This window comes from Streptomyces sp. NPDC059909 (assembly GCF_042730885.1).
Classification (GTDB): Bacteria; Actinomycetota; Actinomycetes; order Streptomycetales; family Streptomycetaceae; genus Streptomyces.
The window spans coordinates 62746-80022 of the sequence record NZ_JBHWKX010000018.1; the positions used below are offsets into that span (position 1 = coordinate 62746).

A 17277-nucleotide genomic window follows, 5' to 3' on the forward strand; every position below is an offset into this window, starting at 1 on the left:
CCCATGGGGTAGGTTTGGGGAGAACCACAAAGGGTCGTAGCTCAATTGGTAGAGCACTGGTCTCCAAAACCAGCGGTTGGGGGTTCAAGTCCCTCCGGCCCTGCTACACACACCTTCGCCAGGCTGTGTGCGCAGGTACGTATCTTCATGCACCGCCGTGCGGCTCCACCGGGCGCGGCACGGCCACGACCCGGAATCAGGTGAGAGACGTGACGGACGCCGTAGGCTCCATCGACATGCCTGATGCCGAGGATGAGGCGCCAGAGGCCCGGAAGAAGACCCGGAAGGGCGGCAAGCGCGGGAAGAAGGGCCCCCTCGGGCGCCTCGCGCTGTTCTACCGTCAGATCGTCGCCGAGCTGCGCAAGGTCGTCTGGCCGACCCGCAGCCAGCTGACGACGTACACCACAGTGGTGATTGTCTTCGTTGTCATCATGATCGGCCTTGTGACCGTGATGGACTATGGCTTCCAGGCAGCAGTCAAGTACGTCTTCGGCTGATCCCGCGGAGGGCGCCTCACCGGCGCCCCTTTCGCATGTTCCACCCCATCTGTATCCAGGAAGAAGCAGCCACCGTGTCTGACCCGAACGTGAACGACGCCATCGAGTCGGCAGAGTCCGCTGAGGACCAGCTCGACATCGTCGAGGCTGCCGACGAGGACGAGGCGGAAGCTGCTGACGTCTCGGCGGGCCTGCCCGCCGAGGAAGCTGCGATCCACATCGAGGACGAGGACGAGGCCTTCTCCGCCGCTGCCGCGGACGCCGAGGAGTCCGAGGACGAGGAAGCCGCCGAGGCCGTCGCCGACGAGGCGGACACCGAGGTCGAGGAAGCCGCCGAGGCCGTGGCCGACGAGGCGGACACCGAGGTCGAGGTCGAGGCCGAGCCGGAGGCTCCCGTCGACCCGATCGCCGCGCTCCGCGACGAGCTGCGCGGTCTGCCCGGCGAGTGGTACGTGATCCACACCTACGCGGGCTACGAGAAGCGCGTGAAGGCCAACCTGGAGCAGCGTGCCGTCTCGCTGAACGTCGAGGACTTCATCTACCAGGCCGAGGTCCCCGAGGAAGAGATCGTCCAGATCAAGAACGGCGAGCGCAAGAACGTCCGGCAGAACAAGCTGCCCGGCTACGTGCTCGTCCGCATGGACCTGACGAACGAGTCCTGGGGCGTCGTCCGCAACACCCCGGGCGTCACCGGCTTCGTGGGCAACGCCTACGACCCGTACCCGCTGACCCTGGACGAGATCGTCAAGATGCTCGCCCCGGAGGCCGAGGAGAAGGCTGCCCGCGAGGCCGCCGAGGCCGAGGGCAAGCCGGCTCCGGCCCGCAAGATCGAGGTCCAGGTGCTGGACTTCGAGGTCGGCGACTCGGTCACCGTCACCGACGGTCCGTTCGCCACCCTGCAGGCCACGATCAACGAGATCAACGCCGACTCGAAGAAGGTCAAGGGCCTCGTCGAGATCTTCGGCCGCGAGACCCCGGTCGAGCTGAGCTTCGACCAGATCCAGAAGAACTGACCGAACACAGGTTTCCGACCAGGTCAGAACGGCCCTCGTGGCCGTTCTGACCTGCTCGGTTTTTGGCCGTGCACCGATACCCGTTATCGTTGTGCGGTATGCCTCCATCCGGATGATCGGGTGGAAGGCGGAAAACTCTCACTAGGACCCGGAGAGAGCAATGCCTCCCAAGAAGAAGAAGGTCACGGGGCTTATCAAGCTCCAGATCCAGGCCGGTGCGGCCAACCCGGCTCCGCCGGTCGGCCCCGCCCTGGGTCAGCACGGCGTCAACATCATGGAGTTCTGCAAGGCCTACAACGCCGCGACCGAGTCGCAGCGTGGCATGGTCGTGCCGGTGGAGATCACGGTCTACGAGGACCGTTCCTTCACCTTCGTCACCAAGACTCCGCCGGCCGCCAAGCTGATCCTCAAGGCCGCGGGTGTGGACAAGGGCTCCGGCGAGCCGCACAAGACCAAGGTCGCCAAGCTGACGCGCGACCAGGTCCGTGAGATCGCCACCACGAAGATGCCCGACCTGAACGCCAACGACCTGGACGCCGCCGAGAAGATCATCGCCGGCACCGCCCGTTCCATGGGCATCACGGTCGAGGGCTGATCAGCTCCCGTTCGACCAGTGGTAGGGCCACGCGCCGGCCCGCACCACGACTCCACGCCTGAGACACCACAGGAGAAGAAGTGAAGCGCAGCAAGGCACTCCGCAACGCGGACGCCAAGATCGACCGGGAGCGTAGCTACGCCCCGCTCGAGGCCGTCCGTATTGCGAAGGACACCGCCACCACCAAGTTCGACGGCACCGTCGAGGTCGCCTTCCGCCTGGGCGTTGACCCGCGCAAGGCAGACCAGATGGTCCGTGGCACCGTGAACCTTCCGCACGGCACCGGTAAGACCGCCCGGGTCCTGGTCTTCGCGACCGGTGACCGTGCTGCGGCCGCGGAAGCCGCTGGCGCCGACATCGTCGGCTCCGACGAACTGATCGACGAGGTCTCGAAGGGCCGCCTGGACTTCGACGCCGTCGTCGCCACCCCCGACCTCATGGGCAAGGTCGGCCGCCTCGGCCGTGTCCTCGGTCCCCGTGGTCTCATGCCGAACCCCAAGACCGGCACCGTGACCATGGACGTCGCCAAGGCTGTCACCGACATCAAGGGCGGCAAGATCGAGTTCCGCGTCGACAAGCACTCGAACCTGCACTTCATCATCGGCAAGGTCTCCTTCGACGAGACGAAGCTGGTCGAGAACTACGCCGCGGCGCTGGAGGAGATCCTCCGTCTCAAGCCGTCCGCCGCGAAGGGCCGCTACATCAAGAAGGCGACCCTCACCACCACCATGGGCCCCGGCATCCCGCTGGACTCGAACCGCACCCGTAACCTCCTCGTCGAGGAGGACCCGGCAGCTGTCTGACCGGGTCGAGCCTGACCGGCTCGCGTGCTGTGGGACCGGCCCCCGCACCTCTTCGGAGGCGCGGGGGCCGGTCTCGTTCCGTGGGGCTCCGTGAGGGTCTGTGGGGCCTGCTCAGAGGCTCCCGGGGCCGAGGCCGGCCGGCATCCCCGGCGGCCGGGCGGACCCGGACCGTCATCCCGATGGCCCGATTTGCCTGACGAGGACTCCTCCCGTACGCTTCCACGGAAGCCAAAGACCGCTGGTCGTTGCCGTGCCCTCACGGGTGCGGTGGCCGAAGGATCCGCTAGCTGCGGACGACCCGCGCAGGTGACTGTGGATGAGCTCCCGGATGTCCCTCTTCAAAGGGCACAGCCGGTCGAGCCACGCCCCGTGCGCCTGCGCCGGGGCGTTTCGTTTTGTTCAGCCCCTTCTGAGCGGTCCTCATCACCCGGAAGGAGGCCGACGCTCTATGGCAAGGCCCGACAAGGCTGCCGCGGTAGCCGAGCTCGCGGACCAGTTCCGTAGCTCGAATGCCGCTGTGCTGACCGAGTACCGGGGTCTCACCGTGGCGCAGCTCAAGACGCTGCGTCGTTCGCTCGGTGAGAACGCCCAGTACGCCGTGGTGAAGAACACGCTGACCAAGATTGCGGCCAACGAGGCCGGGATCACCTCGCTCGACGACCAGTTCAACGGTCCGACGGCGGTTGCCTTCATCACCGGTGACCCGGTGGAGTCGGCGAAGGGTCTTCGTGACTTCGCCAAGGACAACCCGAACCTGATCATCAAGGGCGGTGTCCTTGATGGCAAGGCGCTGTCCGCCGATGAGATCAAGAAGCTTGCGGACCTCGAGTCCCGCGAGGTTCTGCTCTCCAAGCTGGCGGGTGCCTTCAAGGGCAAGCAGTCCCAGACTGCTCAGCTCTTCCAGGCGCTTCCCTCGAAGCTCGTCCGCACCGTGGACGCTCTTCGTGCCAAGCAGGACGAGCAGGGCGGTGCCGAGTAATTCGGCTCGCGCAATGATCCGCGCCGCCTAGGCGAAGCGGGTCGCAGCGGGCCGAACGTACGCCCGCCTCACATGTACATCCGGCACCAGCCGAATTAGTGGAAGGATCGCCCATCATGGCGAAGCTGTCTCAGGAAGACCTGCTCGCGCAGTTCGAGGAGATGACCCTCATCGAGCTCTCCGAGTTCGTGAAGGCGTTCGAGGAGAAGTTCGACGTCACCGCCGCCGCCGCGGTCGCCGTCGCGGGCCCGGCCGGCCCGGCCGCCGCCGCCCCGCAGGAGGAGGAGAAGGACGAGTTCGACGTCATCCTCACCGGCGCCGGCGACAAGAAGATCCAGGTCATCAAGGTCGTGCGTGAGCTGACCTCCCTGGGCCTGAAGGAGGCCAAGGACCTCGTGGACGGCGCCCCGAAGCCCGTTCTCGAGAAGGTCGCCAAGGACGCCGCCGAGAAGGCTGCCGAGTCCCTCAAGGGCGCCGGCGCCTCCGTCGAGGTCAAGTGACCTTCGAGAGTCCTCTGACTCTCGCGCTGTAACGCGCACACACTGAAGGGCGATCACCTATACGGGTGGTCGCCCTTCGGCGTTCCCCGGCGCGCGGGTGGTTGCCTTGCGCTCTCCGCTGCGGAGAGTAAGGTGATCTTCGCCGTGCGCCAGGTGACGATCTCCACGGAGTGGGGGGCCTTGACGAACCGCACGCAGCGCGCAATTCTCAGGACGCGTCGTCACAACGATCCGAGTTCGAGGCATGGATCGGCGACCGAACGGGCAGGATCGGTGTGCGCCTCCAGCGCACGGCATACCGCGGAGTTGAGAACAACGAGGGTCCCGGAAAACCCGCCCTGGACATCAGTGGGCCAAGTGGCTACACTGTCCCTTTGCGCTGCCTGTTAGCTGCCCCCTGCCCGTCACCAGGGGCATACCCTCGCAAGAGCATCGTTGACCGAAGAGCCCTGACCTGGCCTTTTCATCCAGATCGGGAGCGTCTGTCTCCGTGCCTCCGCTTGGGACCGGTACGCGCGTAGTGAGTCCGAGCCCTCGGAAGGACCCCCTCTTGGCCGCCTCGCGCAACGCCTCGACCGCGAATACGAACAACGGCGCAAGCACTGCCCCGCTGCGCATCTCCTTTGCAAAGATCAAGGAGCCCCTCGAGGTTCCGAACCTCCTCGCGCTGCAGACCGAGAGCTTTGACTGGCTGCTCGGCAATGCCGCGTGGAAGGCTCGTGTCGAGGCGGCTCTGGACTCCGGACAGGACGTCCCCACCAAGTCCGGTCTGGAAGAGATCTTCGAGGAGATCTCGCCGATCGAGGACTTCTCCGGGTCGATGTCGCTGACTTTCCGCGACCACCGCTTCGAGCCCCCGAAGAACTCGATCGACGAGTGCAAGGAGCGCGACTTCACGTACGCCGCCCCGCTCTTCGTCACGGCCGAGTTCACCAACAACGAGACCGGTGAGATCAAGTCCCAGACGGTCTTCATGGGCGATTTCCCGCTCATGACCAACAAGGGCACCTTCGTCATCAACGGCACCGAGCGTGTCGTGGTGTCGCAGCTGGTCCGCTCGCCGGGTGTCTACTTCGACTCCTCCATCGACAAGACGTCCGACAAGGACATCTTCTCCGCCAAGATCATCCCGTCCCGGGGTGCCTGGCTGGAGATGGAGATCGACAAGCGCGACATGGTCGGTGTCCGCATCGACCGCAAGCGCAAGCAGTCCGTCACCGTCCTCCTGAAGGCGCTCGGCTGGACCACCGAGCAGATCCTCGAGGAGTTCGGCGAGTACGAGTCGATGCGCGCCACCCTGGAGAAGGACCACACCCAGGGCCAGGACGACGCACTGCTCGACATCTACCGCAAGCTGCGCCCGGGCGAGCCCCCGACGCGCGAGGCCGCGCAGACGCTGCTCGAGAACCTGTACTTCAACCCGAAGCGATACGACCTCGCCAAGGTCGGCCGCTACAAGGTCAACAAGAAGCTCGGCGCGGACGAGCCGCTGGACGCCGGCGTCCTCACCACCGACGACATCATCGCCACGATCAAGTACCTGGTGAAGCTGCACGCCGGTGAGACCGAGACCGTCGGTGAGAACGGCTCGCAGATCGTCGTCGAGACCGACGACATCGACCACTTCGGCAACCGTCGTCTGCGCAACGTCGGCGAGCTCATCCAGAACCAGGTCCGAACGGGTCTGGCTCGTATGGAGCGCGTCGTGCGCGAGCGCATGACCACCCAGGACGTCGAGGCGATCACGCCGCAGACCCTGATCAACATCCGGCCGGTCGTCGCCTCCATCAAGGAGTTCTTCGGCACCAGCCAGCTGTCCCAGTTCATGGACCAGAACAACCCGCTGTCGGGCCTGACCCACAAGCGCCGTCTGTCGGCGCTGGGCCCCGGCGGTCTGTCCCGTGAGCGGGCGGGCTTCGAGGTCCGAGACGTGCACCCGTCCCACTACGGACGCATGTGTCCGATCGAGACCCCCGAAGGCCCGAACATCGGTCTGATCGGTTCGCTCGCCTCGTACGGCCGCGTCAACGCGTTCGGCTTCGTCGAGACCCCGTACCGCAAGGTCGTCGACGGCCAGGTCACCGACGAGGTGGACTACCTGACCGCCGATGAGGAGGACCGCTACGTCATCGCGCAGGCCAACGCCGCGCTGGGCGACGACCTGCGCTTCGCCGAGGCCCGCGTGCTCGTTCGCCGCCGTGGCGGCGAGGTCGACTACGTGTCGCCGGAAGACGTGGACTACATGGACGTCTCGCCGCGCCAGATGGTGTCGGTCGCGACCGCCATGATCCCGTTCCTCGAGCACGACGACGCCAACCGTGCCCTCATGGGCGCGAACATGATGCGCCAGGCCGTTCCGCTCATCAAGGCGGAGGCCCCGCTCGTCGGCACCGGCATGGAGTACCGCTGTGCCACCGACGCCGGCGACGTCATCAAGGCGGAGAAGGACGGTGTGATCCAGGAGGTCTCGGCCGACTACATCACCGTCACGAACGACGACGGCACGTACACCACGTACCGCGTCGCCAAGTTCTCCCGCTCCAACCAGGGCACCTCGGTCAACCAGAAGGTCGTCGTCTCCGAGGGTGACCGGGTCGTCGAGGGCCAGGTCCTCGCCGACGGTCCGGCCACCGAGAACGGTGAGATGGCGCTCGGCAAGAACCTGCTGGTCGCGTTCATGCCGTGGGAGGGCCACAACTACGAGGACGCGATCATCCTGTCGCAGCGCCTCGTCCAGGACGACGTCCTCTCCTCGATCCACATCGAGGAGCACGAGGTCGACGCCCGTGACACCAAGCTGGGCCCCGAGGAGATCACCCGGGACATCCCGAACGTGTCCGAGGAGGTCCTCGCCGACCTCGACGAGCGCGGCATCATCCGTATCGGTGCCGAGGTCGTCGCCGGCGACATCCTGGTCGGCAAGGTCACGCCCAAGGGTGAGACCGAGCTGACCCCGGAGGAGCGCCTGCTCCGCGCGATCTTCGGTGAGAAGGCCCGTGAGGTCCGTGACACCTCGCTGAAGGTGCCGCACGGCGAGACCGGCAAGGTCATCGGCGTGCGCGTCTTCGACCGCGAGGAGGGCGACGAGCTTCCCCCCGGTGTGAACCAGCTGGTGCGCGTGTACGTCGCGCAGAAGCGCAAGATCACCGACGGTGACAAGCTCGCCGGCCGTCACGGCAACAAGGGTGTCATCTCCAAGATCCTGCCGATCGAGGACATGCCGTTCCTGGAGGACGGCACCCCGGTCGACATCATCCTCAACCCGCTGGGTGTCCCGTCCCGAATGAACCCGGGACAGGTCCTGGAGATCCACCTCGGCTGGCTCGCCAGCCGCGGCTGGGACGTCTCCGGTCTCGCCGACGAGTGGGCCGAGCGCCTGCAGTCCATCGGCGCGGACCAGGTCGCGCCGGGCACCAATGTCGCGACCCCGGTCTTCGACGGTGCGCGTGAGGACGAGCTCGCGGGTCTGCTGCAGCACACGATCCCGAACCGTGACGGCGAGCGCATGGTGCTCCCGTCCGGCAAGGCCCGGCTGTTCGACGGCCGCTCCGGCGAGCCGTTCCCGGACCCGATCTCGGTCGGGTACATGTACATCCTCAAGCTCCACCACCTGGTCGACGACAAGCTGCACGCCCGGTCGACCGGCCCGTACTCGATGATCACCCAGCAGCCGCTGGGTGGTAAGGCTCAGTTCGGTGGCCAGCGCTTCGGTGAGATGGAGGTGTGGGCGCTGGAGGCTTACGGCGCCGCGTACGCCCTCCAGGAGCTGCTGACCATCAAGTCCGACGACGTCACCGGCCGCGTGAAGGTCTACGAGGCCATCGTCAAGGGCGAGAACATCCCCGAGCCCGGCATCCCCGAGTCCTTCAAGGTGCTCATCAAGGAGATGCAGTCCCTGTGCCTCAACGTGGAGGTGCTGTCCTCGGACGGCATGTCCATCGAGATGCGCGACACCGACGAGGACGTCTTCCGCGCCGCGGAGGAGCTCGGTATCGACCTGTCCCGGCGCGAGCCGAGCAGCGTCGAAGAGGTCTGACGGGTCTGGCCGGGGCTCCCACGAAGAGCCCCGGCCTCCCCGGGACCCGTACAGACCATTGATTGACACGACCCTGAGAGGGATTGACGCATAGTGCTCGACGTCAACTTCTTCGACGAGCTCCGGATCGGCCTGGCCACCGCTGACGACATTCGTCAGTGGTCCCACGGCGAGGTCAAGAAGCCCGAGACCATCAACTACCGCACGCTCAAGCCCGAGAAGGACGGACTCTTCTGCGAGAAGATCTTCGGTCCTACCCGGGACTGGGAGTGCTACTGCGGCAAGTACAAGCGTGTCCGCTTCAAGGGCATCATCTGTGAGCGGTGTGGCGTGGAGGTCACTCGCGCCAAGGTGCGCCGTGAGCGGATGGGCCACATCGAACTGGCCGCTCCCGTCACCCACATCTGGTACTTCAAGGGCGTTCCGTCGCGGCTGGGCTACCTGCTCGACCTCGCCCCGAAGGACCTCGAGAAGGTCATCTACTTCGCCGCGTACATGATCACGTACGTCGACGAGGAGCGCCGCACCCGCGACCTGCCCTCGCTGGAGGCCCACGTCTCCGTCGAGCGCCAGCAGATCGAGAACCGCCGCGACGCCGACCTGGAGGCCCGCGCCAAGAAGCTCGAGGCCGACCTGGCCGAGCTCGAGGCCGAGGGTGCCAAGGCCGATGTGCGCCGCAAGGTGCGCGAGGGTGCCGAGCGCGAGATGAAGCAGCTGCGCGACCGTGCGCAGCGCGAGATCGACCGTCTCGACGAGGTGTGGAACCGCTTCAAGAACCTCAAGGTCCAGGACCTCGAGGGCGACGAGCTGCTCTACCGCGAGCTGCGTGACCGCTTCGGCACGTACTTCGACGGCTCGATGGGTGCCGCGGCGCTGCAGAAGCGCCTGGAGTCCTTCGACCTCGAAGAGGAGGCCGAGCGTCTCCGCGAGATCATCCGTACCGGCAAGGGCCAGAAGAAGACCCGTGCGCTCAAGCGCCTCAAGGTCGTCTCCGCCTTCCTGCAGACCAGCAACAGCCCCAAGGGCATGGTGCTGGACTGCGTCCCGGTGATCCCGCCGGACCTGCGTCCGATGGTGCAGCTGGACGGTGGCCGCTTCGCGACCTCCGACCTGAACGACCTGTACCGCCGGGTCATCAACCGGAACAACCGTCTGAAGCGTCTGCTCGACCTCGGTGCCCCCGAGATCATCGTGAACAACGAGAAGCGGATGCTCCAGGAGGCCGTCGACGCGCTGTTCGACAACGGCCGCCGCGGCCGTCCGGTCACCGGTCCCGGTAACCGCCCGCTGAAGTCCCTCAGCGACATGCTGAAGGGCAAGCAGGGTCGCTTCCGTCAGAACCTGCTCGGCAAGCGAGTCGACTACTCGGCGCGTTCCGTCATCGTCGTCGGCCCGCAGCTGAAGCTGCACCAGTGCGGTCTGCCCAAGGCCATGGCGCTGGAGCTCTTCAAGCCGTTCGTGATGAAGCGCCTGGTCGACCTGAACCACGCGCAGAACATCAAGAGCGCCAAGCGCATGGTCGAGCGCGGCCGCACCGTCGTGTACGACGTCCTCGAAGAGGTCATCGCCGAGCACCCGGTGCTGCTGAACCGTGCGCCCACGCTGCACCGCCTCGGCATCCAGGCCTTCGAGCCGCAGCTGGTCGAGGGCAAGGCCATCCAGATCCACCCGCTCGTCTGCACCGCGTTCAACGCGGACTTCGACGGTGACCAGATGGCCGTGCACCTGCCGCTGTCCGCGGAGGCGCAGGCCGAGGCCCGCATCCTGATGCTGTCCTCGAACAACATCCTCAAGCCGGCCGACGGCCGACCGGTCACCATGCCGACCCAGGACATGGTGCTGGGCCTCTTCTTCCTCACCACGGACGAGGAGGAGCGCGAGGTGCGCGGCGAGGGCCGTGCGTTCAACTCCAGCGCCGAGGCGATCATGGCGTTCGACGCCCGGGAGCTCTCGCTCCAGGCGAAGGTCGACATCCGCTTCCCGATCGGCACCGTCCCGCCGCGTGGCTGGACTCCGCCGGTGGCCGAGGAGGGTGAGCCGGAGTGGCAGCAGGGTGACTCGTTCCGTCTGCGGACGACCCTGGGCCGTGCGCTCTTCAACGAGCTGCTGCCCGAGGACTACCCGTTCGTCGACTACTCGGTCGGCAAGAAGCAGCTCTCCGAGATCGTCAACGACCTCGCCGAGCGCTACCCGAAGGTCATCGTGGCGGCGACGCTCGACAACCTGAAGGCGGCCGGCTTCTACTGGGCGACCCGTTCCGGTGTCACCGTCGCCATCTCCGACGTCGTCGTTCCCGAGGCGAAGAAGGAGATCGTCGCGGGCTACGAGGCGCAGGACGAGAAGGTCCAGAAGCAGTACGAGCGCGGTCTGATCACCAAGCAGGAGCGCACGCAGGAGCTCATCACCATCTGGACCAAGGCGACCAACGAGGTCGCCGAGGCGATGAACGCGAACTTCCCGAAGACCAACCCCATCTTCATGATGGTCAACTCGGGTGCTCGCGGAAACATGATGCAGATGCGTCAGATCGCCGGTATGCGTGGTCTGGTGTCGAACGCCAAGAACGAGACGATTCCGCGTCCCATCAAGGCGTCGTTCCGTGAGGGTCTGTCCGTGCTGGAGTACTTCATCTCCACGCACGGTGCCCGTAAGGGTCTCGCCGACACCGCTCTGCGTACCGCCGACTCCGGTTACCTGACGCGTCGTCTGGTCGACGTCTCCCAGGACGTCATCATCCGCGAGGAGGACTGTGGCACCGACCGCGGTCTGAAGCTGCGGATCGCCGAGAAGGGCGCCGACGGTGTCCTGCGCAAGGCGGAGGACGTCGAGACGTCCGTGTACGCGCGGATGCTCGCCGAGGACGTCGTCGTGGACGGCAAGGTCATCGCGCCGGCCAACGTCGACCTCGGTGACGTGCTCATCGACGCCCTGGTGGCGGCCGGTGTGGAGGAGGTCAAGACCCGCTCGGTCCTGACCTGTGAGTCCGCGGTCGGTACGTGTGCGTACTGCTACGGCCGTTCGCTCGCCACCGGCAAGCTGGTCGACATCGGTGAGGCGGTCGGCATCATCGCCGCCCAGTCCATCGGTGAGCCCGGTACCCAGCTGACGATGCGTACCTTCCACACCGGTGGTGTGGCCGGTGACGACATCACCCAGGGTCTGCCGCGTGTCGTCGAGCTCTTCGAGGCCCGTACCCCGAAGGGTGTCGCCCCGATCTCCGAGGCCAACGGCCGCGTCCGGATCGAGGAGACCGAGAAGACCAAGAAGCTCGTCGTCACCCCGGACGACGGCAGCGACGAGACGGCGTTCCCGATCTCGAAGCGTGCCCGTCTGCTGGTGGGCGAGGGCGACCACGTCGAGGTGGGCCAGAAGCTCACCGTGGGTGCCACCAACCCGCACGACGTGCTGCGCATCCTCGGTCAGCGCGCCGTCCAGGTCCACCTGGTCGGCGAGGTCCAGAAGGTCTACAACTCGCAGGGTGTGTCGATCCACGACAAGCACATCGAGATCATCATCCGGCAGATGCTGCGCCGTGTGACGATCATCGAGTCCGGCGACGCGGAGCTGCTGCCGGGCGAGCTCGTGGAGCGCTCGAAGTTCGAGACCGAGAACCGTCGTGTGGTCACCGAGGGCGGTCACCCCGCCTCCGGCCGTCCGCAGCTGATGGGTATCACCAAGGCCTCGCTCGCCACCGAGTCGTGGCTGTCGGCGGCGTCCTTCCAGGAGACGACCAGGGTTCTGACCGACGCGGCGATCAACGCCAAGTCGGACTCCCTGATCGGCCTCAAGGAGAACGTCATCATCGGTAAGCTCATCCCGGCCGGTACGGGCCTGTCCCGCTACCGCAACATCCGGGTCGAGCCGACCGAGGAGGCCAAGGCCGCGATGTACTCGGCCGTCGGCTACGACGACATCGACTACTCGCCGTTCGGCACGGGCTCCGGCCAGGCCGTTCCGCTGGAGGACTACGACTACGGTCCGTACAACCAGTAAGGCGTAGGTCCGACGAAGGGCGGCCACCCCGTTTCGTACGGGGTGGCCGCCCTTCGGCGTTGTCCTTGTCCTCGGCCCTGCGGGGCGTGGCCCTGTGCGGCCCAGGAGGGGGGCTCTGCCCGCTCGTACGGCGTCCCGGGGCGCGCGGGGTCGTCCTGGTGGCGTACCGGCGTTTCGGGCCCGCTTCCATTTGTTTTGACCGAACTCGGTGAGGTAGGTACGCTCAGACCTTGTGCCTGGGGTGTGCCTGGGCTCCTGTGCGTGTCCTCAACCGCGCAACGAGCCAAGACCGGCCACCGTAATCTGCGCCTTTTCCGCCCTCCGGGCGGGAGTCTGCAGCATTCGACACACCCGACCGCGTGGGTCGGCGACGTTCCAGGTTAGCTTTACTAACGGCACACAGAAACCGGAGAAGTAGTGCCTACGATCCAGCAGCTGGTCCGTAAGGGCCGGCAGGACAAGGTCGAGAAGAACAAGACGCCCGCACTCGAGGGTTCCCCTCAGCGCCGTGGCGTCTGCACGCGTGTGTTCACGACCACCCCGAAGAAGCCGAACTCGGCCCTCCGCAAGGTCGCGCGTGTGCGTTTGACCTCCGGTATCGAGGTCACGGCCTACATCCCGGGTGAGGGACACAACCTGCAGGAGCACTCGATCGTGCTCGTGCGTGGTGGCCGTGTGAAGGACCTGCCGGGTGTTCGCTACAAGATCATCCGCGGCTCGCTCGACACCCAGGGTGTCAAGAACCGCAAGCAGGCCCGCAGCCGCTACGGCGCCAAGAAGGAGAAGTAAGAATGCCTCGTAAGGGCCCCGCCCCGAAGCGCCCGGTCATCATCGACCCGGTCTACGGTTCTCCTCTGGTCACGTCGCTGATCAACAAGATCCTGCTCAACGGCAAGCGCTCCACCGCTGAGCGCATCGTCTACGGCGCCATGGAAGGCCTCCGCGAGAAGACCGGCGCTGACCCGGTCATCACGCTGAAGCGCGCTCTCGAGAACGTCAAGCCGTCTCTCGAGGTCAAGTCCCGCCGTGTCGGTGGTGCCACCTACCAGGTGCCGATCGAGGTCAAGCCCGGTCGCGCCTCCACCCTCGCGCTGCGCTGGGTCGTGGGTTACTCCCGCGCCCGCCGTGAGAAGACCATGACCGAGCGCCTCATGAACGAGCTGCTGGATGCCTCGAACGGCCTCGGCGCTTCGGTCAAGAAGCGCGAGGACACGCACAAGATGGCCGAGTCCAACAAGGCCTTCGCGCACTACCGCTGGTAGTCGCTACCCACATCGAGAACCGAGAGAAGACTGAGCCTTATGGCCACCACTTCGCTTGACCTGGCCAAGGTCCGCAACATCGGGATCATGGCCCACATCGACGCGGGCAAGACGACGACCACCGAGCGCATCCTGTTCTACACCGGTGTGTCGTACAAGATCGGTGAGGTCCACGACGGCGCTGCCACGATGGACTGGATGGAGCAGGAGCAGGAGCGCGGCATCACGATCACGTCCGCCGCGACGACCTGTCACTGGCCGCTCGAGGACGTCGACCACACCATCAACATCATCGACACCCCGGGTCACGTCGACTTCACCGTCGAGGTGGAGCGTTCCCTGCGTGTGCTCGACGGTGCCGTGACGGTGTTCGACGGCGTCGCCGGCGTCGAGCCGCAGTCCGAGACTGTCTGGCGTCAGGCGGACCGCTACGGCGTTCCGCGTATCTGCTTCGTCAACAAGCTGGACCGCACGGGTGCCGAGTTCCACCGCTGCGTGGACATGATCAGCGACCGCCTTGGCGCGCAGCCGATCGTCATGCAGCTCCCGATCGGTGCCGAGGCCGACTTCAAGGGCGTCATCGACCTGGTCCGCATGAAGGCCCTGGTCTGGTCCGCCGAGGCGGCCAAGGGCGAGATGTACGACGTCGTCGACATCCCGGCCACCCACACCGAGGCTGCCGAGGAGTACCGCGGCAAGCTCGTCGAGGCCGTCGCCGAGAACGACGAAGAGATCATGGAGCTGTACCTCGAGGGCCAGGAGCCCACCGAGGAGCAGCTGTACGCCGCGATCCGTCGTATCACCATCGCCTCCGGCAAGGGCAAGGGCACCACGGTCACCCCGGTGTTCTGTGGCACCGCGTTCAAGAACAAGGGCGTTCAGCCCCTGCTCGACGCGGTCGTGCGCTACCTCCCGTCGCCCGTCGACATCGAGGCCATCGAGGGCCACGACGTCAAGGACGCGGACCTGGTCGTCAAGCGCAAGCCGTCCGACGACGAGCCGCTGTCGGCGCTGGCGTTCAAGATCATGAGCGACCCGCACCTCGGCAAGCTCACCTTCGTGCGCATCTACTCCGGCCGTCTGGAGTCCGGCACCGCCGTGCTGAACTCCGTGAAGGGCCGCAAGGAGCGCATCGGCAAGATCTACCGCATGCACGCGAACAAGCGTGAGGAGATCGAGTCGGTGGGCGCCGGTGACATCGTCGCCGTCATGGGCCTGAAGCAGACCACCACCGGTGAGACGCTCGCGGACGAGAAGAACCCGGTGATCCTGGAGTCCATGGACTTCCCGGCGCCGGTCATCGAGGTCGCGATCGAGCCCAAGTCCAAGGGTGACCAGGAGAAGCTGGGTGTCGCCATCCAGCGTCTCGCGGAGGAGGACCCCTCCTTCCAGGTGCACACCAACGAGGAGACCGGCCAGACCGTCATCGGCGGTATGGGCGAGCTTCACCTCGAGGTGCTCGTCGACCGTATGAAGCGTGAGTTCAAGGTCGAGGCCAACGTCGGCAAGCCGCAGGTCGCGTACCGCGAGACCATCCGCAAGACGGTCGAGCGCGTGGACTACACCCACAAGAAGCAGACCGGTGGTACCGGTCAGTTCGCCAAGGTGCAGATCGCGATCGAGCCGATCGAGAGCGGCGACGCCGCTTACGAGTTCGTGAACAAGGTCACCGGTGGCCGTATCCCGAAGGAATACATTCCTTCCGTGGACGCCGGCTGCCAGGAGGCGATGTCGTTCGGCATCCTCGCCGGTTACGAGATGACGGGCGTTCGCGTCACGCTTCTCGACGGTGCCTACCACGAGGTCGACTCCTCCGAGCTCGCGTTCAAGATCGCCGGCTCGCAGGCCTTCAAGGAGGCCGCGCGCAAGGCGTCCCCGGTTCTCCTCGAGCCGATGATGGCCGTTGAGGTCACCACGCCCGAGGACTACATGGGCGATGTCATCGGTGACATCAACTCCCGCCGTGGCCAGATCCAGGCCATGGAGGAGCGTGCCGGTGCCCGTGTCGTCAAGGGCCTGGTGCCGCTGTCGGAGATGTTCGGCTACGTCGGCGACCTCCGCAGCAAGACCTCGGGTCGCGCAAGCTACTCGATGCAGTTCGACTCCTACGCCGAGGTTCCGCGGAACGTCGCCGAGGAGATCATCGCGAAGGCCAAGGGCGAGTAACTCACCCGAGTACACGCTTTAGGCTTGACGCCGTAACCGTCGGGGCGTTCCCCGCGAACCCGTGAGGCTCGCCCCGACGGCCGGCACCACCAGCAAAGATCACCCTGGCGCCGATGAGTAAGGCGTACAGAACCACTCCACAGGAGGACCCCAGTGGCGAAGGCGAAGTTCGAGCGGACTAAGCCGCACGTCAACATCGGCACCATCGGTCACATCGACCACGGTAAGACGACCCTCACGGCCGCCATTACCAAGGTGCTGCACGACAAGTACCCGGACCTGAACGAGGCCTCGGCCTTCGACCAGATCGACAAGGCTCCTGAGGAGCGTCAGCGCGGTATCACCATCTCCATCGCGCACGTCGAGTACCAGACGGAGTCGCGTCACTACGCGCACGTCGACTGCCCGGGTCACGCGGACTACATCAAGAACATGATCACCGGTGCCGCCCAGATGGACGGTGCCATCCTCGTGGTCGCCGCCACCGACGGCCCGATGCCGCAGACCAAGGAGCACGTCCTCCTGGCCCGCCAGGTCGGCGTTCCGTACATCGTCGTCGCCCTGAACAAGGCCGACATGGTGGACGACGAGGAGATCCTGGAGCTCGTCGAGCTCGAGGTCCGTGAGCTCCTCTCCGAGTACGAGTTCCCGGGCGACGACGTTCCCGTCGTCAAGGTCTCGGCGCTCAAGGCGCTCGAGGGCGACAAGGAGTGGGGCGAGTCCGTCCTCAACCTGATGAACGCCGTCGACGAGGCGATCCCGCAGCCCGAGCGTGACGTCGACAAGCCGTTCCTGATGCCGATCGAGGACGTCTTCACGATCACCGGTCGTGGCACCGTCGTCACCGGTCGTATCGAGCGTGGTGTCCTCAAGGTCAACGAGACCGTCGACATCATCGGTATCAAGACCGAGAAGACCACCACCACGGTCACCGGCATCGAGATGTTCCGCAAGCTGCTCGACGAGGGCCAGGCCGGTGAGAACGTCGGTCTGCTCCTCCGTGGCATCAAGCGCGAGGACGTCGAGCGCGGCCAGGTCATCATCAAGCCGGGTTCGGTCACGCCGCACACCGACTTCGAGGCCCAGGCCTACATCCTGTCGAAGGACGAGGGTGGTCGTCACACCCCGTTCTTCAACAACTACCGCCCGCAGTTCTACTTCCGTACCACGGACGTGACCGGCGTCGTGACCCTCCCCGAGGGCACCGAGATGGTCATGCCGGGCGACAACACCACCATGTCCGTTCAGCTGATCCAGCCGATCGCCATGGAGGAGGGCCTGAAGTTCGCCATCCGTGAGGGTGGCCGGACCGTCGGCGCCGGCCAGGTCACCAAGATCACCAAGTAATTGCTGATCTGACCTGGTAGCTCCTGCGAGCACCATGGGAGAGGCCCCGCACCGGAAGGTGCGGGGCCTTTCTGCCTGTACGGGGC

Annotated in this window: 12 protein-coding genes and 1 tRNA gene; all 13 read left to right on the plus strand. The window is 65.9% G+C overall.

Annotated elements, in window-relative coordinates; genetic code table 11:
* Nucleotides 1-30: 30 nt before the first annotated feature.
* Nucleotides 31-103 (plus strand) — tRNA-Trp (locus ACFV9O_RS15150).
* 106 nt (nt 104-209) lie between these two features.
* Entirely contained in the window at nt 210-497 is a 288-nt protein-coding gene (secE, locus tag ACFV9O_RS15155; RefSeq protein WP_385417310.1) for a preprotein translocase subunit SecE, read from the plus strand.
* Between the two features lie 74 nt (nt 498-571).
* Entirely contained in the window at nt 572-1510 is a 939-nt protein-coding gene (nusG, locus tag ACFV9O_RS15160; protein WP_385417313.1) for a transcription termination/antitermination protein NusG, read from the plus strand.
* 160 nt (nt 1511-1670) lie between these two features.
* Nucleotides 1671-2105 carry a 50S ribosomal protein L11 gene (gene rplK / locus ACFV9O_RS15165; protein ID WP_031076594.1) on the plus strand — a complete coding sequence of 145 codons (435 nt, stop codon included), beginning with the start codon at nt 1671-1673 and terminating at the stop codon, nt 2103-2105.
* Nucleotides 2106-2185: 80 nt separating this feature from the next.
* Nucleotides 2186-2908, plus strand: a complete 723-nt coding sequence (gene rplA, locus ACFV9O_RS15170) for a 50S ribosomal protein L1 (protein ID WP_385417315.1) — start codon at nt 2186-2188, stop codon at nt 2906-2908.
* Between the two features lie 448 nt (nt 2909-3356).
* Complete coding sequence (rplJ, locus tag ACFV9O_RS15175; protein ID WP_385417317.1) at nt 3357-3887, plus strand: 50S ribosomal protein L10; 531 nt, start codon at nt 3357-3359, stop codon at nt 3885-3887.
* Nucleotides 3888-4003: 116 nt separating this feature from the next.
* Complete coding sequence (gene rplL / locus ACFV9O_RS15180) at nt 4004-4387, plus strand: 50S ribosomal protein L7/L12 (protein ID WP_385417320.1); 384 nt, start codon at nt 4004-4006, stop codon at nt 4385-4387.
* Nucleotides 4388-4937: 550 nt separating this feature from the next.
* A complete protein-coding gene (rpoB, locus tag ACFV9O_RS15185) occupies nt 4938-8423 on the plus strand; it encodes a DNA-directed RNA polymerase subunit beta (protein WP_385417323.1) in 3486 nt (1161 codons plus the stop codon).
* A gap of 93 nt (nt 8424-8516) precedes the next feature.
* Nucleotides 8517-12416: a DNA-directed RNA polymerase subunit beta' gene (locus ACFV9O_RS15190; RefSeq protein ID WP_385417326.1), complete on the plus strand. Its 3900-nt coding sequence runs from the start codon at nt 8517-8519 to the stop codon at nt 12414-12416.
* Between the two features lie 417 nt (nt 12417-12833).
* Nucleotides 12834-13205 carry a 30S ribosomal protein S12 gene (gene rpsL / locus ACFV9O_RS15195; protein WP_003948652.1) on the plus strand — a complete coding sequence of 124 codons (372 nt, stop codon included), beginning with the start codon at nt 12834-12836 and terminating at the stop codon, nt 13203-13205.
* Between the two features lie 2 nt (nt 13206-13207).
* A complete protein-coding gene (rpsG, locus tag ACFV9O_RS15200) occupies nt 13208-13678 on the plus strand; it encodes a 30S ribosomal protein S7 (RefSeq protein ID WP_006347241.1) in 471 nt (156 codons plus the stop codon).
* A 39-nt stretch (nt 13679-13717) separates the two neighbouring features.
* Entirely contained in the window at nt 13718-15844 is a 2127-nt protein-coding gene (gene fusA, locus ACFV9O_RS15205) for an elongation factor G (RefSeq protein WP_385417329.1), read from the plus strand.
* A gap of 153 nt (nt 15845-15997) precedes the next feature.
* Nucleotides 15998-17191: an elongation factor Tu gene (gene tuf / locus ACFV9O_RS15210; RefSeq protein WP_385417332.1), complete on the plus strand. Its 1194-nt coding sequence runs from the start codon at nt 15998-16000 to the stop codon at nt 17189-17191.
* The last annotated feature ends 86 nt before the right edge of the window (nt 17192-17277 follow it).

Excerpts from the sequence above, each read along its gene's own strand:
- rplL (WP_385417320.1), top strand. The coding sequence starts at position 4,004 with ATGGCGAAGCTGTCTCAGGAAGACCTGCTCGCGCAGTTCGAGGAGATG.
- rplJ (WP_385417317.1), top strand. The coding sequence starts at position 3,357 with ATGGCAAGGCCCGACAAGGCTGCCGCGGTAGCCGAGCTCGCGGACCAG.
- fusA (WP_385417329.1), top strand. The coding sequence starts at position 13,718 with ATGGCCACCACTTCGCTTGACCTGGCCAAGGTCCGCAACATCGGGATC.
- rplK (WP_031076594.1), top strand. The coding sequence starts at position 1,671 with ATGCCTCCCAAGAAGAAGAAGGTCACGGGGCTTATCAAGCTCCAGATC.
- rpsG (WP_006347241.1), top strand. The coding sequence starts at position 13,208 with ATGCCTCGTAAGGGCCCCGCCCCGAAGCGCCCGGTCATCATCGACCCG.